Below are 19,413 nucleotides of genomic sequence, written 5' to 3' on the forward strand. Positions count from 1 at the left end.
CACTGCGGTGCACCGCGCTCTGTGCCTCTCAGCTGCAGGGCGCTGTCGGTGCCGGGTGGTCGGGTGCTGTGGCGAGCCTATCCGCCCGGGCCGGGGGTCCGGGAACGCGGCCCGGGACAGGGCTCGCCCCGGGCGGTTCAGGTCTGCGGGTGGGCTTCCTCCCAGCGGCGCTGCTCTTCCGCGCGCTGGGCGTTCTCCCGGTCCATGCTTCCGCCCTTGACCACGGCGTACCACCAGGCCAGGGCGCACATGGCACCGATCACGAACATGGCCGGGACCACGAACCCGGTGGCGATCAGCACGAGCTGCAGCACCCACCCCGCGGCGTAGCCCCACGGCCGGCGCAGCACGGCACACGCCATGACGAACACCGCCGCGAGCACCACGGCCCCGACCATCAGCCAGACCTTCGCGGGAGTGCTCCAGTCCCGTGCCACCAGTCCGAACGCGGCCAGGGCGGCGAAGAAGACGATGAACGCCTCGATGCTCAGCACGCTGGACGCGAACATCGTCTTGACCGAGCCCTTCTTCTTGGGCTGTCCGGGGCGCCACTCGCGCTGCGCCTTGCTCATGCGGGCCATGCGGTTCCTTCCGAGGGTCGGGGGTGGTGGGTTCTGGCGCGGGGGTCACAGCTCGAGCAGCGCACGCGCCTCACCCACCACGGTGATCGACCCGGTGATCAGCACGGCCCCGTCCGAGGCGTGGCGGTCCACGGCGTCCTGGACGGCGGCCGAGCAGGCGTCCTCCAGTCGCGGTGCCACGCGCACGGTGTCCTCGTCGAAGCCCATGTCCACGGCGATCTCGGCGAGCTCCTCCGGGTCCATGGCCCGCGGGGACTGCGAGCGCGTGCACCACAGGGTCACGTCGAACTCGCGGTACTCGTCCGCGAGCACGCGGAACATGGCCTCGGAGTCCTTGTCCTGGAGCACGCCCACCACGAGGTTCAGGGTGGTGAACGTGAACGCCTCGCGCAGGGCGGACGCGGAGGCGAGCAGCCCGTGCGGGTTGTGGGCGGCGTCGAGCAGCACGGGCGGGGCGGTGCGCACGAGCTCGAGCCGGCCCGGCGAGGACGCAGCGCCGAGCCCGGCGGCCACGAGCTCCTGGTTCAGCGGCTTCTCGCCGCCCCCGAGCAGGGCTTCGACGGCGGCCACGGCCACCGCGGCGTTCTGCGCCTGGTGGGCACCGAACAGCGGCAGCATGAGGTCCTCGTAGCGCGCGGCGAGGCCCTGCAGGGTGATCACCTGCCCGCCCACGGCGGTGGTGCGCTGCTCGACCCCGAACTCCACTCCCTCGAAGCGGAACGGGACGGAGAGCTCCGTGGCGCGTTCCAGCAGCACCTGGGCGGCCCCGGGCTGCTGCGCGGCGCTCACGAGGAACCCGCCGGGCTTCACGATCCCGGACTTCTCCCCGGCGATCTCCTCGACGGTCTCGCCGAGCATCCCGGTGTGGTCGAGGTCGATGGGCGTCACCACGGACACCGCGGCGTCCGCGACGTTGGTGGCGTCCCACGAGCCGCCGATGCCCACCTCCAGGACCATCACGTCCACGGGCTCGTCCGCGAAGACCGCGAACGCGAGCACCGTGAGGGTCTCGAAGTAGGTCAGCCGGGGGGCGCCGTCCGCCTCCAGGTGGCGGTCCACGAGGTCCAGGTACGGGGCGATCTCGCCGTAGATCCGCACGAAGGTCTCGTCGGAGACGGGTTCGCCGTCGATGCTGATCCGTTCGGTCACGCGCTCCAGGTGCGGGCTCGTGTAGCGGCCCACGCGCAGGTCGTGGGCCAGCAGCAGGGACTCGACCAGCCGTGCGGTGGAGGTCTTGCCGTTGGTCCCGGTCACGTGCACCACGGGGGCGCTGCGGTGCGGGTCCCCGAGGGCCTCCACGGCCAGCTGCACCGCGTCCAGGCGCGGCGCCATGCGGTCCTCCGGCGCGCGGGAGAGCAGGTGCTGGTAGATGTCCTCCACGGACGCGAAGTTCTCGTGCTCGCTCGCCGCGCTCATGCGGACACCACCTCCACGCTCACGCTCAGGTCCGTTGCGGGGACCAGCTCCAGCTCCTCGGACAGGGTCTCCCCCGCCACGAGCTCGCGGTTGGCCTCCACGGCCGCCACGGTGGTGGCGTCCGCGGCCACGCGGGTGCGGATCCGGTCGGAGACGTTCAGCGCGGCGTCCTTGCGCGCCTGCTGGATGGCTCGCACGACGTCGCGGGCCACGCCCTCGGCGCGCAGCTCGTCCGTGAGCTCGGTGTCCAGCGCCAGGAAGCCGCCGCCGGGCAGCACGGTGACGGCGCGCGCGGAGCTCGCCGCGGCGTCGTCGACCACGGTGACGAGCTCGTACTCGCCCTCCTGCAGCTCGACCCCGCCGGCGACGACGCCGCCCTCCTCGGTCACGGACCAGTCGCCCGTCTTCGTGGCCTTGATGACCTGCTGCACCTGCTTGCCCAGGCGCGGCCCGGCCGCGCGGGCGTTGACCTTCAGCTCCTGGGAGATGCCGTACTCGGCCGCGGAGACCTCGTCCGAGTCCTCCAGGGTCACGGAGCGCAGGTTGAGCTCGTCCGCGACGATCTCCTCGAACGTGCCCTCCAGGGCGTGGGCGCCGGGAACCGCGACCGTCATGCCGGCCAGCGGCTGACGCACGCGCAGGCTGTTGGCCTTGCGCAGCCCCGAGCCCGCCGAGCAGATGGCGCGCGTGCGGTCCATGGCCGTGACCAGGTCCTCGTCCCGCGGGAACAGGGACGCGTCCGGCCAGTCGGTCAGGTGCACGGAGCGCCCGCCCGTGAGACCGCGCCAGATCTCCTCGCTGATCAGCGGCAGCAGGGGCGCGCTCACGCGGCACACCGTCTCCAGGCACGTGTAAAGCACGTCGAACGCCTGGGTGTCCTCCTCGAAGAACCGCTCGCGGGAACGGCGCACGTACCAGTTGGTGAGCGTGTCCATGTAGCTGCGCAGCCGCTCGGCCGCCGCCCAGATGTCGTACTCGTCGAACAGCCGCTTGGTGTCCGTGACCAGGGCACCGGTCTCGGCCAGGATGTAGCGGTCCATCACGTGCTCGGCGTCGTAACGGGGCTGGGCGTCGTAGCCCGCTCCCCCGTTCGCAGCGTTCGTGTAGAGGCCGAAGAAGTGGTAGACGTTCCACAGCGGCAGCAGCATCTGCCGCACGCCGTCGCGGATGCCCTGCTCGGTCACCACCAGGTTGCCGCCGCGCAGGATTGGCGAGGACATCAGGAACCAGCGCATGGCGTCCGAGCCGTCCCGGTCCAGGACCTCGTTGACGTCCGGGTAGTTGCGCAGGGACTTGGACATCTTCTGCCCGTCCGAGCCCAGCACGATGCCGTGGGAGATCACGTTGCGGAACGCCGGGCGGTCGAACAGCGCGGTCGCCAGGATGTGCAGCGTGTAGAACCAGCCGCGGGTCTGGCCGATGTACTCCACGATGAAGTCACCGGGGTTGTGCGTCTCGAACCACTCGCGGTTCTCCATGGGGTAGTGCACCTGGGCGTAGGGCATGGACCCGGAGTCGAACCACACGTCCAGCACCTCGGGGACACGGCGCATCACGGACTGCCCCGTGGGGTCGTCCGGGTTGGGGCGCGTGAGGTCGTCGATCCACGGCCGGTGCAGATCCACCTCCCCGGAGGCGTTGCGCGGCAGCCGGCCGAAGTCCCGCTCCATCTCCGCGAGCGATCCGTAGACGTCGCGGCGCGGGTGGTTGGGGTCGCTGGACTCCCACACGGGGATGGGCGAGCCCCAGTAGCGGTTGCGCGAGATCGACCAGTCGCGGGCGTTCTCGAGCCACTTGCCGAACTGGCCGTCCTTGACGTTGCCCGGGATCCAGTTGATCTCCTGGTTCAGCTCCACCATGCGGTCCTTGAACGCGGTGACGCTCACGAACCACGAGGACACCGCCCGGTAGATCAGCGGGTTCCGGCAGCGCCAGCAGTGCGGGTAGGAGTGCTCGTAGGAGGCCTCGCGGACCAGCACGCCGCGCTCGCGCAGGTCGCGCACCACGGTGCGGGTGACCTCCCTGTCGAACACGTTCAGCCCGGCCAGCGCGGCCAGCGGGGCGCCCTCGGCCAGCGACTCGTCCGTGAGGAACGGGTAGAACCGGCCGCTCTCGTCCACGGAGAGCACCACGGGGATGTCGTGCTCCGCGCACGTGAGCTGGTCGTCCTCGCCGTAGGCCGGGGCCTGGTGCACGATGCCCGTGCCGTCCGTCGTCGTCACGTAGTCCGCCACGAGGACCTGCCACGCGTGCTCGGTGCCGAAGCGCTCGGCGTCCGTGAAGTAGTCCCACAGCGGGGCGTAGCGGATGCCCGCGAGCTGCTCGCCCGTGTAGTGCGCCGTGACCGCGTCCCGCACGGCGGCGGCCGGGTCCTCGGCGTCGCCGTAGCCCAGGTCCTTCGCGTAGCCGGGTGCCAGCTCCGCGGCCACGAGGAAGCGGCGGCCCGCCAGCTCCCCCGCGCCGGGCACCAGCGCGTAGTCGATCGCGGGCCCGACGGCGAGCGCCTCGTTGGTGGGCAGGGTCCAGGGGGTGGTGGTCCAGGCGATGGCCTCGGCGCCGGCGAGCTCCGCGGCCACGGCGGGCTCCGCGGCCCAGGAGGTGTCGTCAGAGAGCCGGAACGCCACGGTCACGGAGGTGTCCTGGCGCATCTTGTAGACGTCGTCGTCCATGCGCAGCTCGTGGTTGGACAGCGGCGTCTCGTCCTTCCAGCAGTACGGCAGCACGCGGTAGCCGGAGTAGACGAGGCCCTTGTCGTCGAGGGCCTTGAACGCGCTGATCACGGACTCCATGTAGTCCGGGTTCAGCGTCTTGTAGTCGTTGTCGAAGTCCACCCAGCGGGCCTGGCGGGTGACGTAGTCCTGCCACTCGCTGGCGTAGGTGAGCACGGAGGAGCGGCAGGCGTCGTTGAACTTGTCGATGCCCATCGACTCGATCTCCTGCTTGTCCGTCATCCCGAGCTGCTTCATGGCCTCGAGCTCGGCGGGCAGACCGTGGGTGTCCCAGCCGAAGCGGCGCTCCACGCGGCGGCCCTGCTGGGTCTGGTAGCGGGCCACGAGGTCCTTGACGTAGCCGGTGAGCAGGTGCCCGTAGTGGGGCAGGCCGTTGGCGAAGGGAGGGCCGTCGTAGAAGACGAACTCGTTGGAGCCGTCCTCGCCGCGCTCACGCTGGTCGATGCTGGCCTGGAAGGTGTTGTCCCGCTTCCAGTACTCGAGCACCCGCTCCTCGATGAGCGGCAGCCGCGGTGCGGGCGGCACGCCCTGCGCGGCGGGGTCGGTGCTCGCCTTGGGATACACGAAAGAGTCGGTCACGGTGCTCCATCCTGAGATGACAACGGTTTCAGGATGCGAGGACGCCCGGGCGCACGGGGCGCCGGTGGCGCGGTACCACCTCGCTTGTCCGCCGCCTCGTCGACTGGTGCCGACGACGCCGCGGGCCGCTCGTTGAGGGCTGTCACGTGCCCGGGACGTCCGGTTCTACTGGGGCCGCTGGCGGCCGGTTCTTCCGGAGGGGCTCCCCGGTGATGGCCGGATCAGCGCCCGCGCGCACGAGGCGCACCCGTCCATGATAGCGCGCCGGGCGGCGTCGTCCTCCCCCGGTGCTCCCCGTGCGTCCAGGCCCTCAGACCGCGGGCTGGAACTGCACGCGGCCCTCCTGCACCCGCACGGGATACACGGGCAGCGTCCAGTCCCCGCCGGCCATGCACTGCCCGGTGGCGAGGTCGTAGGTCTCCTTGTAGAGCGGTGAGGCCACCGTGTGCTGCTCGCCGTGGCGGCCCACGATGCCGCGGGCGATCACGAGCGCACCGGAGCGCGGGTCCCGGTGGTCGGTGACGAACACGCGGTCGTCGTTGGTGCGGAACACCGCGTACTCGTGCCCGGCCACGATCACGGCCTCGCCCCAGTTGACCTCCAGGTCCTCGAACGCGCACACGTCCACCCAGCCTTCCGCGTCCGGGGCGGACGGCCGCCGCGCCCCCTCGCCGTGGGCGGCCGGAGACCCCTGCGTGGTGCCCTGCGACGTCGTGCTGTCCATGGAAAACCTCCCACCGCGCCGCGCGGGCGCCCAGATAATTCGCATTCTCGGCGCTAATCTAGCAGTGTCGCGTCCGTCACGGACGCGGGACGCCAGCCGGACCCCGGAAGGACACCCCATGACAACGCTCTCCGATCGACCCGCGGCCGAGAGGCCCCGGTCCGTCCTCGTCCTCGGTGGAGGCCCCGCCGCGTTCCGCCTGGTCCGCGCACTCACGGAACGGGCGGAGGAGCCGCTGAGCATCACCGTGCTCGCGGAGGAGCCCTACACGCCCTACGACCGCGTGGCGCTCGAGCAACTCTTCGACGACCCGGAGCGGGACCTCACCCTGGGCGACGGCTCCCTGTGGTCCCGGCCGGAGGTCCGCCTGCTCACGGAGACCCGCGCCGTGGCCCTGGACCGCGAGCGCCGGGTGGTCACCGACCAGCGGGGCGAGGAGCACCCCTACGACGACGTCGTGCTCGCCACCGGCTCCCGCGCCGCGGTGATTCCCATTCCCGGCTCGGACCACACCCACGTGTTCCGCGGGGTGGACGACGTCCGCGGCATGGTCGACGAGGTCGCGGAGCTCACCGCGCGGCTGGGGCGCAGGCCCCGGGCCGTCGTGGTGGGCGGCGGACTGCTCGGGCTGGAGGCCGCCCAGGGGCTGCAGCACGTGGGCGCGGACCCCACCATCCTGGACGTGGCCTCGTGGCTGCTGTCCATCGAGCTGGACCAGGCCGGCGGGCACATGGTCAACGACCTCATCCGGGCCACGGGGATCGGCGTGCAGTGCGGCGCGTTCATCTCCTCCGTGAACCTGGACGCCTCCGGCGCGGTGGTCTCGGTGTCCCTGGCCGAGTCCCTCGGGGACGAGTCGCAGGTGCACACGATTGACGCGGACCTCGTGGTGATGGCCGCGGGCATCCGCCCCAACGACGACCTCGCGAAGAACGCGAACCTGCCCGTGGGCCCGCGCGGCGGCGTCGTGGTGGACGAGGGCTGCCGCACCACGGACCCGCACGTGTGGGCCATCGGGGAGGTCGCCCACATCCTCGGGCGCACGTGGGGACTCGTGGCACCGGCGAACGCCATGGCCGAGGCCACGGCCGTGAACCTGCTCGGCGGGGACAGCGCCGTCGCGGACTTCGACGTGGCCACCAAGCTGAAGTTCTCCGGCGTGGACGTCGCCGGCTTCGGCGACCGGCTGGGCAAGACCCCGGACTGCCTCGAGGTCGTCTACGCGGACCCGGCGCGCGGGATCTACCAGAAGATCGTGGTCGCCCAGGACGCCCGCACCCTGCTGGGCGGGGTCTTCGTGGGCGACACCGCGCCCTTCGACTCCCTGCGCCCCCTGCTGGGCCGCGAGCTGCCCGCCGAACCGGGCGTGTACCTCTCCGCCGCCGGCGGGGACGGGCCCGGGGACATCGAGCTGCCCGACGACGCCGTGCTGTGCTCGTGCAACAACGTGGACTTCGGCACGGTGCGCTCCGCGATCGACGCCGGCAACCGGGACGTCGCCTCCCTGAAGGCCTGCACGAGCGCCGGAACCCAGTGCGGCTCGTGCGTGCCCATGCTGGAGAAGACCCTCAAGCAGCGCATGAAGGCCCTCGGGCTCTCGGTGTCCAAGGCCCTGTGCGAGCACTTCGAGCTCTCCCGCCCCGAGCTCTACGAGGCCGTGCGCAGCACCGGGCTGGAGGACTTCGAGTCCGTGCTCGCCCGCTTCGGCACCGGCGAGGACGGCTGCGCGGTGTGCAAGCCCACGGTGGCCTCGATCCTGCACTCCCAGGTCCACGCCTACTCGCTGGACGGCGGGCGCGGCACCCTGCAGGACACCAACGACCGCAACATGGCCAACATGCAGAAGGACGGCACCTACTCGGTCATCCCCCGCATCCCCGGCGGGGAGATCACCCCGCGCAAGCTCGCCGTGCTCGCGGCCGTGGGCGAGAAGTACGGGCTCTACACCAAGATCACCGGAGCGCAGCGGATCGGGCTCTACGGCGCCCGCCTGGAGCAGCTGCCCCGGATCTGGCAGGAGCTCGTGGACGCTGGCTTCGAGTCCGGCTCCGCCTACGGCAAGGCCCTGCGCAACGTGAAGTCCTGCATCGGCAACTCGTGGTGCCGCTTCGGTGTGCAGGACTCCGTGGCGCTCGCCGTGGACCTGGAGAACCGCTACCGCGGGCTGCGCTCGCCCCACAAGTTCAAGTTCGGCGTCTCCGGGTGTAGCCGCGAGTGCGCGGAGGCCCAGGGCAAGGACGTGGGCGTGATCGCCACGACCCACGGCTGGAACCTGTTCCTGGGCGGCAACGGCGGCTCCAACCCCGCGCACGGGCGGCTGCTCGCCAAGGACCTCACGCGCGAGGAGGTCTTCCGCTACGTGGACCGCTACCTCATGTACTACATCCGCACCGCGGACCGGCTGCAGCGCACCGCCCGCTGGTTCGAGGAGCTGGACGAGACCTACGGGGACGGCACCCAGCACGTGCGCAGCGTGATCGTGGACGATTCGCTCGGCATCTGCGCGGACCTCGAGGCCGAGGTGGAGCGGCACCTGGAGGCGTACGAGGACGAGTGGGCCGCCACCCTCGCGGACCCGCAGCGCATGCGCCGCTTCCGGGCCTTCGTCAACGAGCCCGAGGGCGATCCCGCGGACCTGGACGCGCGCATGTACGTGCTCGAACGCGACCAGATCCGCCCCGCCACCCCGCAGGAGGTGGACGAGTCCGAGGCCGGGAACGGCCACCGCGTGCTCGTCTCCGGGGCGAAGATCCCCGTGGGCCAGCCGTGAGCGGGCGTTCTCCGAGCAACTGCGCCTGAGGCTGCCCCTGACCCGCGGTCCTCTGAGCAGTCTCTCCTGAGCAGAGGGGCCCGGGGCCAGTTCGCTGGGAACATTCCCTGGGGACGTCAGCACCGGGAGCCCACACGGGCTCCCGGCTGGGGCCCTCAGCGTTCCCCGGCGGCGTCGTCCTCCCCCAGCGCGGCCACCCGGCCGACCAGGATGACGGCGGGCGCCCGCACCCCCCGCTGCTCCGCGGTGGCGGCAATGCCCGCCAGGTCCCCCACGGTGCACCGCTGCTCGGGGGTCCACCCCCGCTCGACCACGGCCACGGGGGTCTCCGGTGGGTAGCCCGCGGCCACGAGGGTCTCGCAGTGCCGGGCCAGGCCGCGCACGCCCATCATGAGGATGAGGGTGTGGCCGTCCCGGTAGGGCACGTGGTGCAGCTCCTCGTGCGCGGTGATCACCGTGAATCCGTGGGCCAGGTCCCGGTGCGTCACGGGGATCCCGGCCGCCGCGGGCACGGAGATGGCCGAGGTCACCCCGGGCACCACCTCGGTCCGGATGCCGTGGGCGTGGCAGTACTCGACCTCTTCGCCCCCGCGGCCGAACACGAACGGGTCCCCGCCCTTCAGCCGCACGACACGGTGCCCGAGCCGTGCCTCCTCGACGAGCGTCTCGTTGATCCGGTCCTGGGTGACCTTGTGGTACCCGGCGCGCTTGCCCACGTCCACGATCCGCGCGTGCTCGGAGAGCTCCGGAAGCAGAGACGTGGGCCCCAGCCGGTCTGCGACCACGACGTCCGCGCCGGCCAGCAGCCGACGGCCGCGCAGCGTGAGCAGGCCGGGGTCACCGGGTCCGCCGCCCACCAGGGCCACGGTGCCCGGGGCCTGCGCGCCCGGTTCACGCTCCACGCCGTCCTCCGACGCACGGTGGGCGCCCACGGGAATCTCGCCGCTCTCCAGGCGCGCGGCTACCCACGCCGCGATGCGCTTGGCCCGCACCGGGTCACCCGTGGCGTTGACGGCCACAGTGACGCCGTGGGCGCGCGCGGTGGCCGGGACCCAGGCAACCGAGTGCGCCGCGTCGCCACCCTTGACGCAGAAGACACGACGCCGCTCTGCTGCCTCAGCCACGAGGTCCTGCAGCTCCGGGGAGCCCGTGTGGGCGAGCACGAGCCACGCGCCGTCGAGGTCTTCCGGGACAAAGCCACGCTCGTGCCAGGTCAGCTCCCCCACCGTGGCCAGTTCGCGCAGGGCGTCCGTGACGTCCGGGGCCACGAGGTCGACGACGGCGCCCTCGGCCAGCAGCCCCGGCACTCGCCGCGCCGCGACGGGACCGCCGCCGACCACCAGGACGCGGCGTCCGGACAGGTTGAGGCCCAGGGGGTAGGTCATGGCCGGCGGAGCTCCTCGGGCGGGCGACCCGGGTGAGAGGCCGTCCTCGTGCGCTGGTCCGGGCCCGGCGAGGCGGCGCTCGCGGCGGACAGTCGCCACGACGGAACCGGTGCACCGGGGCACGGTGGGATCCCCGCCATGCTACGCACAGCACCGTCCGCGCCCACCCGGCCCGTCACATACGCGTCACGCGTGTCTCATCGGCCATGCGACGTCGCCCCCGCCACGCCAGGCCAGCGCTCCCGGGTACGCCCCGTTACCCCGGCGCCACCGCTCGCACGCCGTCGCTCCGGCATCCCACGTGGGGCGTCGTCCCCCGATGGGGCGCGGTCGTCCCCCGCGCCGTCACGCGAACGAGATCACTCGGTCGCCGCGCCGAGCCTCCAGTAGCCCATGAAGGAGATGTCGCCGCGGGGCACGCCCGCGCTCACGCACATCCGGCGCAGCGACTTCACGCCCGAGGACTCCGCGGCGAGGAACCAGTACGTCCCCCGGCCCTCCGTGCTCGCGGTGTTCCACACGAACTCCGGGTCCTCGGCTGCGGTCCCGTGCGCGCTCCCGGTCTCGGGCTCCGCGCGCCTCCAGCCCCGCCTCGTGCGCTCGCAGAGTCGGGCCCACAGCCACAGCTCCAGCGCCAGGTTTCGCGCCCGGTCCTCCCGGGGCAGCCACGTCCAGGACAACTCGGTGCCGCCCGCCAGCCGCACGCGCAGCGCACGGTCCCCGGGGGACGACGTCGCCCGCTCCAGCGCCCGCGGCCCGGCGGCGGTCGCGGCGTCGCCGCCGGTGGGAACCTCCACGGCCACCTCCAGGCGGCGCGGCGGCGCGCACGTCGTGGCGCCCGCCTGCACCCGCACCCCCTGGTCGAGACCGTCCACGATCGCCGCCACGGCGGGCAGGGCCGTCTCGTCACCGGCGAGCACGACGTCCTGCCCGGCGGCCCGGTGCTCGTCCCACGCGGCCCACCAGGCGGCGTCGCCCGTGGGAACCAGCAGCTGGACGTCCTCGCCCTCCCGCGTGGACTCGCCCCACGCGGCCCCGGGGCCCATGCCGTGCTCGGGGTCCCCGTGCAGCACCACGTCGATCGCGAGCTCGGGGACCTCCCGGCCCGCGAGGTCCACGGTGGTGGCGTCCCGGACCGTGTAGGTGCGGATCCAGCCGCTCTGTTCGGGTGGCGCGGCCATGAACTCGCGACGCCAGCGGGCCACGTCCGAGACGTCCACGTCCAGCAGCTGCCCGCGCCGGGGCGGGACCAGGACCTTGAGGTAGGCGTCCGCACGCGGGCCGGGGCCCTGCTCGCCCCACGGCATCGTCCACAGCTGCTCGCCGGCCACCCGCACCCGCACGAGGTGCTCGCTCAGCCGCTCGGTGCCCGTAACCCGCGCGCTCACGCACGCCAGCTGCGTCACGGCCGCAGCCCTTCCGCGGGGGCGTCCGCGCGCCCGGCGGACAGCGGGATCACCACGCGGGCCCCGGTGACGTCGTCGTGCAGCACGCGCGCCCTCATGTCGAACACCGAGCTCACGGTCTCGTCCGTCATGACCTCGTGCGCGGGTCCACGGGCGGCCACGCCGCCGTCCTTCACGGCCACGAGCACGTCCGCGTACCGGGCGGCGAGCGAGAGCTCGTGCAGCACCATGACCAGCGTGATCCCGCGGGCCCGCTGCAGCTGGCCCAGGATGTCCAGGATCTCCACCTGGCGAGCGATGTCCAGGTACGTGGTGGGCTCGTCGAGCAGCAGCACGTCCGTCTGCTGCGCGAGCGCCAGGGCGATCCACACGCGCTGGCGCTGCCCGCCGGACAGCGCGGTGACCTGCCGGTCCACCAGATCCCCCAGCCCGGTGAGGTCGATGGCCTCGGCCACGGCGGCGTCGTCCTCGGCGCGCCAGCGTCCGAAGGCACCGCGGTGGGGGTGGCGCCCACGGGAGACCAGTTCCTGGACGGTCACGCCCTCGGGCGCCACCGGGTCCTGCGGCAGGAAGCCGACGGTCTGCGCGAAGCGCCGGCGGTGCCACGCGCTCACGTCCTCCCCGCCCACGAGCACCTGCCCGGAGTCCGCGGTGAGCTGCCGGGCGCACGTGCGCAGCAGCGTGGACTTGCCGCAGCCGTTGGCACCGACCAGCGCGCTCACGCGCCCGGCGGGGAACGTGACACTCACGTCCCGCAGGATCGGCGCGCCTCCGTAGCCCACGCTCAGCCCGCGGACCTCGAGCGACGACGAGGCCGTCCGCTCCCGGTCCCCGGTCACGGCCACGTTCTGCTCGGGAGCACTCATGCCTCCGCCTTTCCTCGTCCGATCAGCAGCCACAGCAGCACGGGTGCACCCGCGGCGGCCGTGACGACCCCCACGGGCAGGGCCAGGTTGGGGATGGCCTCGGCCGCCACATAGTCCGAGACCACCATGAGCAGCGCCCCCACCAGCGCGGCGTGGTGGGCCCTGCCCTCACCACCGCCGAGACCGCGCGCGATGGGCGCGGCCATGAAGGACACAAACGCCACCGGGCCGACCGTGGCGGCGGCAACGGCCACCAGCGCGACGGCCAGGCCCAGCGCAGCAAGACGTACCCGCGGCACCCGGACGCCCAGCCCGGCCGCGAGCGCGTCCCCCGTGCCGAGGGCGTCCACGGCGGGGACCAGCAGCGCGCACAGTGGCAGCAGCACGAGCAGGGTGAGCGCCATGCGGGCGATGTCCTGCCACGAGGCCGCGGCGAGCGAGCCGGTGAGCCACTGCATCGCGTCCTGCGCGGCGTAGATGTCAGCGCGGGTGAGCACGGCGTTGATCGCCGCACTCGTGAGCGCTCCCCCGGTCACGCCCGTGAGCACGAGCCGGCCGATGTTCGCGCGGGTTCCCCCGGCGGCCAGGACGACGGCGGCCATCAGGCCGAAGCCGCCCGCGAGCGCGCTGAGGGTGACCGCGACGCCGGAGAGCCCGCCCACGGTGATGGCGAGGACGGCGCCGAGTCCGGCTCCGGAGGAGACGCCCATGATGTCCGGGGAGGCCAGGGGGTTGCGCAGCACCCGCTGGAAGAGGTGGCCCGCCAGACCGAAGGCGATCCCCGTGAGGATTCCCAGCACGGTGCGCGGGAGGGTGATCTGCCAGACGATGTAGTCCGCGGGCCCCGTGTAGTCGTGGGCCAGCACCGCGAGCAGGTCCGGAACCGCCACCACGTACTTGCCCAGGGCGATCCGTGCGAAGCCGGCGACCACGAGGGCGGCCAGCAGTCCGAGGGTGACCCGGCGCACGCGGCGGCGGGTGAGGGAACGGGAGGCGCGCACCGCGGTGACGGTCTCGGAGCGCTGCGACGGGCGGGCGGTCAGCGTGCTCACCAGGTCACCGCCTTCCCGCGCAGCACGGCCACGAGGGCCGGTGCGCCGAGCACCACGAGGGCAATGCCCACCTGGATCTCGCGGTCCGGGACGAGCACCCGCGCCACAACGTCGGCAAGCAGCACGACGCTGGGCCCGGCGAGGATGCACGCCGGAACCACCCGGCGGTAGGACACCCCGGCGACGACGCGCACCGCGTGCGGCACGAGCAGCCCGCAGAACACGAGCGGCCCCACCAGCGCGGTGGACGTTCCGGCCAGCAGCACCACGGCCAGTCCGGCCAGCGTGCGGGTGAGCGCCGGGTGCGTGCCCAGGCCACGTCCGAGGGCGTCGCCCAGGGTCAGGGTGTCCAGCGAGCGCGCGACGGCCCACCCCAGCAGCAGTCCCACCAGGATCACCGGGGTGGCGAGCAGCAGGAACGAGCCGTCCGGGCGGGTGAGCTCCCCCACCTGCCAGCGCCGGAACGTGTCGAACGTGGCCTGGTGGCTCAGCAGGACGGAGCTGGTGAGCGCGGTCAGTCCCGCGGAGACGGCGGCACCCGTGAGGGCCAGGGTCACGGGGCGTGCCCCGCCCCGGGCGGCAGAGGCGAGCGCGTAGACGGCGGCCATCGCGACCGCGGAGCCGACCGCTGCGAGCCAGAGCTGGTCCACCGTTGCGGTGAGGCCCAGGAAGGCCCCGCCCGTGACCACGGCGAAGGCCGCCCCCGCGGTGAGGCCCAGGATCCCGGGGTCACCCAGCGGGTTGCGCGTGGCACCCTGCAGCAGCGCGCCGGCCACGGACAGCGCGGCGCCCGTGAGCACACCGGCCGCCGTGCGCCACACGCGGGTCTGGACCACCGCACCGTCGATGGCCGTGACTCCGGGGACGTTCTCCGGGTCCCCGAAGAGCACCTGCGGCACGGTGCGCCACGTGGCGTCCAGCGCGATGGGACGTGCACCGCACGAGACGGAGAGCACCACCGCCGCGGCCAGCACCCCGAGCAGGACGAGCCACAGAACGGGCCCGCGTGCGCTCCGACGGGCGCGGGTGGAGCCCCGGGCTCCGGGGCGGGCGGCGGTGGTGCTCACGCTCACGGAGGTCAGGCCCCCAGGGCGTTCTTGATCGCCGGGATGTGCGCGTCCAAGGCGTGGGGCATGGACAGCGGCGAGGACGAGTAGCCCGAGAGCACGTCCGGCTGGGACGTGAGGAACAGGCTGTGGCCGTCCTTGATCGCGGGGATCGTCTTGAGCACGGAGTCCGTGCGGAACTTCTCCGCCTGGGCGTCGTCCTCCGCCGCGGCCACGAAGAGGTCGCTCTGCAGCTCGTCCGCGCGCTCCTTGGGCCACTCGCGCCAGAACTCGTCCCCGGAGATGTTCTTGGAGACCACCGGGGCCAGGCTCAGGCCCAGCGCGGTGAGGAAGCGGGGGCGCCCGTCCGTGGGGCCGTAGAAGCCCAGGCTCTGGGTGACGTCCCCGTAGATGAAGGTCTTGCCCTTGGCGTCCCCGAGGTCCTCCGAGCGCTTGCTGATGAGCTCCTCGGTCTGCGAGACGAGGTCGTCACCGGCCTGCGAGCGGCCCAGGGCCTTGGCGGTGAGCTTCTGCATGTCCTGCCACGAGTTCACCCACGGGCCCGTGGGGTAGGCCACCACGGGGGCGATCTCGGTGAGGCGCTTGTACTCGTCCTGGGTCACCCCGGAGTTCACGGCGATGATCAGGTCCGGGCTCAGCTGCGCGATCTCCGTGAAGTTCACGCCGTCCGACTCGTCGATGGTCTTGGGGCTCTGCCCGCCCAGTTCGGTGACCTTGGCGTCGAACCAGTCGGTGGAGCCCTTGTCGTTGCCGCCCCACGAGACCTTGGTCATCCCCACGGGGACCACCCCGAGGGCCGCCACGAAGTCCTGGGTGTTGCTCGCACCCACGCACACCACGCGCTCGGGGGCCTTCTCCACGGTGGTGCTGCCGAGCTTGTGCTCGACCGTCACGGGGAACGTGTCGGTGGGCGTGGAGGAGGCGGTCGCACCCGGGGTGGCGGCGCCGCCGCCGTCGCGGGATCCGGTGGAGCACGCGGCGAGGCCCACGATGGAGGCCAGGGCCAGGCCGGAGCCGAGGACGGCGCGGCGGCTGAGCTGGTGACGGGGCTGGGGCAGGTCGCGGGGCATGGGCTCTCCTGGAGCGAATGATTTGATAAGGCTCGCCTAACCTAATTCCTCGTCCCGGCGCTGGCAAGCGGAGACCGCCCCGGCCCGAGCCCCTCCCCCGCTGCCGCGTGGGCGCCCGGCTTCAGCTCGTGGTGCGGATCACCTTGTGCGGTGCCGCCTGGGCCACGGGCTTGAGCGTGAGGGTGTCGATGTCCACGTGGTGCGGCAACTCCACCGCGAACGCGCAGACCTCGGCCACGTCCCGGCCCGTGAGCGGCTTCTCGACGCCCTCGTAGACCTTCTCCGCGCTCCGCTCGTCCCCGCCCAGGCGGCGCAGCGAGAACTCCGGGGTGTGCACCAGCCCGGGCGCGATCTCGACCACGCGCACTTTGTGCTCGGCCTCCTCCAGGCGCAGCGCCTCGGTCATGGCGCGCTCCGCGTACTTCGCGGCGTTGTACCCGGAGCCGCCCTCGTAGGCCCGCATGGCGGCGAGCGAGGTCAGGTTCAGCACCGTGCCCTCCCCATTGGCGCGCAGGGCGGGCAGGAACGCGCGGGTCACCCGCAGGGTCCCGAGCACGTTGACCTCGTACATCCACTGCCACCGGTCCACGTCCGCGTCAGCCACCGAGTCCGTGCCGCGCGCCCCGCCCGAGATGTTGAGCAGGGCGTCCACCGTGCCGGCCTCCCCCAGCACGCGGTCCCGCAGCGCGTCCACCTGCGCCTGGTCGGTGATGTCCGTGGGCACCGGCACCGCCCCGGTGCGCTCGGCCAGCTCGGCGAGCCGGTCCTCGCGGCGGGCCACCGCGTAGACGGTCCACCCGCTCGCGCGCAGCCGCTCCACGGTGGCCTCCCCGATGCCCGTGGAGGCGCCCGAGACCACGGCCACCTTGCCGTCGCCGAGCGGGGCGGGAGCGGGATACGTCGATTCCGTGCTGTTCGTCATGCTCCCGATTCTACGGACGACGACGCCGCGCGCACCCGGCCCCGTGCGTGCCGGGCCGTGCGCCGCGAACCGGCGCGGGCGACGTCGTCGTCGACCCCTCCGGACGGGCCCGGAGCCCTGGACCGCCGTGAGAGACTGGGAGGCATGGCACAAGAGACGACGGGTACAGACACGCCCACGAACACCGACAGCACAACCCCCGCCGCAGTGGTGGTTCCCGAGAAGCCGGCCCTGGAGGGTCTGGAGGACAAGTACGCCGCGCAGTGGCGCGAGAACGGGACGTACGCGTTCCGAGAGGACACCGACCGCGCATCCGTGTACTCGATCGACACTCCCCCGCCCACGGCCTCGGGCTCCCTGCACGTGGGACACATGTTCTCCTACACGCAGACGGACGTCATCGCCCGCTACCAGCGCATGAGCGGCAAGAACGTGTTCTACCCGCTGGGATGGGACGACAACGGCCTGCCCACCGAGCGCCGCGTGCAGAACTACTACGGGGTGCGCTGCGAGCCCGGCCGGCCCTACGTGGAGGGCTACCGGCCCCCGGAGAAGCCCGCGAAGAACCAGCGCGACTGGGACGTCGTGTCCCGGCAGAACTTCATCGAACTGTGCGAGGAGCTCGCCGTCGAGGACGAGAAGGTCTTCGAGCACCTGTTCTCCACACTGGGCCTGTCCGTGGACTGGAACCGCACCTACCGCACCATCGACGCCCACTCCCGCAAGGTCTCCCAGCTCGCGTTCCTCAAGGACCTCGAGGCCGGCAACGCCTACATGGCCGAGGCCCCCACCATGTGGGACGTCACCTTCCGCACCGCCGTGGCCCAGGCCGAGCTCGAGGACCGCGAGCGCGAGGGCGCCTACCACCGCATCTCGTTCCACCAGCACGACGGCGGGAAGGTCTTCATCGAGACCACGCGCCCCGAGCTGCTGCCCGCGTGCGTGGCCCTGGTGGCCCACCCGGACGACGAGCGCTACCAGCACCTCTTCGGCACCACCGTGCGCTCGCCGCTGTTCGACGTGGAGGTCGAGGTGCGCGCCCACCCGTTGGCGAAGCCGGACAAGGGCTCGGGCATCGCCATGATCTGCACCTTCGGCGACCTCACGGACGTCACCTGGTGGCGTGAGCTGAACCTGCCCACGCGCGCCCTGATCGGCCGCGACGGCCGCTTCACCGCCGAGCAGCCCGCGTGGATCGCGGACGGCGCCCCGGCCGAGCACTACGCGGAGGTGGCCGGCAAGACCGTGTTCTCCGCGCAGAAGGCCGTGGTGGAGATGCTCACCGCCTCGGGCGATCTCGAGGGCGAGCCGAAGAAGATCATGCACCCCGTGAACTTCTACGAGAAGGGCGACAAGCCCCTCGAGGTGGTCACCTCCCGCCAGTGGTACATCCGCAACGGCGGACGGGACCCCGAGCGCCGCGAGGACCTGATCCAGCGCGGCCGTGAGATGGCCTGGCACCCCTCGTTCATGCGCTCGCGCTACGAGAACTGGATCGAGGGTCTGAACGGGGACTGGCTGATCTCCCGCCAGCGCTTCTTCGGCGTGCCGTTCCCGGTCTGGTACCCCCTGGACGCCTCCGGTGACCCGGACTACGAGCACCCCGTGCTGCCGTCCCACGAGCAGCTGCCCGTGGATCCCGCGACGGACACCGCTCCCGGCTACACCGAGGAGCAGCGGGACCAGCCGGGCGGGTTCATGGCGGACCCTGACGTGCTGGACACCTGGGCCACCTCCTCGCTGACCCCGCAGATCGCGACCGGGTGGGGCGTGGACGAGGAGCTGCACGCCAAGACGTTCCCCATGGACCTGCGACCCCAGGGCCACGACATCATCCGCACCTGGCTGTTCTCCACCGTGGTCCGCGCGGAGACCCTGGCCGGGACCGTGCCGTGGACCAACACGGCGCTGTCCGGGTGGATCCTGGACCCGGACCGCAAGAAGATGTCCAAGTCCAAGGGCAACGTGGTGGTCCCCAACGACGTCCTCGAGAAGTACGGGGCCGACGCCGTGCGCTACTGGGCCGCCTCGGCCCGCCTGGGCGCGGACACCGCGTACGACGAGGGGCAGATGAAGATCGGGCGCCGCCTGGCCATCAAGCTGCTCAACGCCTCCAAGTTCGTGCTCGCGCAGGGTGTCACCGAGGCCTCCGTGCTGGGCTCGGGGACGGACGCGTCCGTGGTCGGCAACGACCTGGACCGTGCCCTGCTAGCGCAGCTGGCCGACGTCGTGGAGCGTTCGACCACCGCGTTCCGCGAGTACGAGTACGCCCGCGCGCTGCAGCTGATCGAGTCCTTCTTCTGGACGTTCACGGACGACTACGTGGAGCTCGTGAAGGACCGGGCGTACGGCTCCCGCGGTGCCGAGGCCCAGGCCTCGGTGCACGCCGCGCTGGCCACGACCCTGGACACGCTGCTGCGGCTATTCGCGCCGTTCATCCCCTTCGCCACCGAAGAGGTCTGGTCCTGGTGGCGCGCAGGCTCGGTGCACCGCGCCTCGTGGCCCGTCACGGACGGCTACGCGGGGCTCGCGCGCGACGGCGATCCCGAGGTCCTCACGGTGGTGGGCGAGGCCCTGTCCGGGCTGCGCAAGTCCAAGTCCGAGGCCAAGGTCAAGCAGCGCACCGCCGTGGAGTCGGCCACCATCTCCGCCCCGGCGGACGTCCTCGCCCGCCTGCGCGGCGGCCTGGACGACCTCAAGGCGGCCGGCAACGCCGCGGACGTCACCCTCACGGAGGCGGACGGCGAGCTGGCCGTGAGCGACGTCGTGCTGGAGCAGACCGAGCAGGCCTGATCCACCGACGAGCGGAGTCCGTGTCGACGGACAACGCGTCGGAGAGCGCCCCG

General features: G+C 72.5%; 13 protein-coding genes. 2 read left to right on the forward strand and 11 right to left on the reverse strand.

Annotation, left to right across the window (positions count from 1 at the left end):
• Positions 1 to 137 precede the first annotated feature (137 nt).
• The 4 genes from D8M39_RS09540 to nirD form a co-directional block, all read right to left on the reverse strand.
• Positions 138 to 581, reverse strand: a complete 444-nt coding sequence (locus D8M39_RS09540) for a DUF4233 domain-containing protein (protein ID WP_055083883.1) — start codon at positions 579 to 581, stop codon at positions 138 to 140.
• Positions 582 to 626: 45 nt separating this feature from the next.
• Entirely contained in the window at positions 627 to 1,997 is a 1,371-nt protein-coding gene (locus D8M39_RS09545) for a folylpolyglutamate synthase/dihydrofolate synthase family protein (RefSeq protein ID WP_126874900.1), read from the reverse strand.
• On the reverse strand, positions 1,994 to 5,305 hold the full coding sequence (gene ileS / locus D8M39_RS09550) for an isoleucine--tRNA ligase (protein WP_126874901.1): 3,312 nt from the start codon (positions 5,303 to 5,305) through the stop codon (positions 1,994 to 1,996). The genes D8M39_RS09545 and ileS overlap by 4 nt, the downstream gene beginning before the upstream one ends.
• 310 nt (positions 5,306 to 5,615) lie before the next feature.
• Positions 5,616 to 6,029 (reverse strand): nitrite reductase small subunit NirD, encoded by a 414-nt coding sequence (gene nirD, locus D8M39_RS09555; RefSeq protein WP_126874902.1) that lies wholly within the window; start codon positions 6,027 to 6,029, stop codon positions 5,616 to 5,618.
• Between the two features lie 118 nt (positions 6,030 to 6,147).
• Between nirD and nirB the strand changes: the two genes are divergently transcribed.
• Complete coding sequence (gene nirB / locus D8M39_RS09560; RefSeq protein ID WP_126874903.1) at positions 6,148 to 8,799, forward strand: nitrite reductase large subunit NirB; 2,652 nt, start codon at positions 6,148 to 6,150, stop codon at positions 8,797 to 8,799.
• 155 nt (positions 8,800 to 8,954) lie between these two features.
• Here nirB and cobA read toward each other — a convergent pair whose 3' ends face one another.
• The 7 genes from cobA to D8M39_RS09595 all read right to left on the reverse strand — a co-directional run bounded on the left by cobA (position 8,955) and on the right by D8M39_RS09595 (position 16,567).
• Positions 8,955 to 10,184, reverse strand: coding sequence for a uroporphyrinogen-III C-methyltransferase (gene cobA, locus D8M39_RS09565; RefSeq protein WP_126874904.1), 1,230 nt, complete (start codon positions 10,182 to 10,184; stop codon positions 8,955 to 8,957).
• A 359-nt stretch (positions 10,185 to 10,543) separates the two neighbouring features.
• Positions 10,544 to 11,590 (reverse strand): siderophore-interacting protein, encoded by a 1,047-nt coding sequence (locus D8M39_RS09570; protein WP_126874905.1) that lies wholly within the window; start codon positions 11,588 to 11,590, stop codon positions 10,544 to 10,546.
• Entirely contained in the window at positions 11,587 to 12,456 is an 870-nt protein-coding gene (locus tag D8M39_RS09575) for an ABC transporter ATP-binding protein (RefSeq protein WP_055083871.1), read from the reverse strand. Before D8M39_RS09575 ends, D8M39_RS09570 begins: the two co-directional genes overlap by 4 nt.
• Positions 12,453 to 13,508, reverse strand: coding sequence for an iron chelate uptake ABC transporter family permease subunit (locus D8M39_RS09580; protein WP_055083869.1), 1,056 nt, complete (start codon positions 13,506 to 13,508; stop codon positions 12,453 to 12,455). The genes D8M39_RS09575 and D8M39_RS09580 overlap by 4 nt, the downstream gene beginning before the upstream one ends.
• Entirely contained in the window at positions 13,505 to 14,575 is a 1,071-nt protein-coding gene (locus D8M39_RS09585) for an iron ABC transporter permease (protein ID WP_238694038.1), read from the reverse strand. The genes D8M39_RS09580 and D8M39_RS09585 overlap by 4 nt, the downstream gene beginning before the upstream one ends.
• Before the next feature lie 11 nt (positions 14,576 to 14,586).
• Entirely contained in the window at positions 14,587 to 15,645 is a 1,059-nt protein-coding gene (locus tag D8M39_RS09590; RefSeq protein ID WP_055083867.1) for an ABC transporter substrate-binding protein, read from the reverse strand.
• A 121-nt stretch (positions 15,646 to 15,766) separates the two neighbouring features.
• The gene (locus D8M39_RS09595; protein ID WP_094394134.1) at positions 15,767 to 16,567 is read right to left on the reverse strand and encodes an SDR family oxidoreductase; all 801 of its coding nucleotides are present in this window, start codon (positions 16,565 to 16,567) and stop codon (positions 15,767 to 15,769) included.
• A 144-nt stretch (positions 16,568 to 16,711) separates the two neighbouring features.
• On the opposite strand from D8M39_RS09595, the gene valS reads away from it, so the two are divergent.
• Entirely contained in the window at positions 16,712 to 19,360 is a 2,649-nt protein-coding gene (gene valS / locus D8M39_RS09600) for a valine--tRNA ligase (protein WP_055083863.1), read from the forward strand.
• Positions 19,361 to 19,413: the final 53 nt, after the last annotated feature.

Origin of the sequence: Kocuria sp. HSID17590, assembly GCF_003989485.1 — a bacterium.
In the GTDB taxonomy this organism is placed as follows: Bacteria; Actinomycetota; Actinomycetes; order Actinomycetales; family Micrococcaceae; genus Kocuria; species Kocuria salsicia.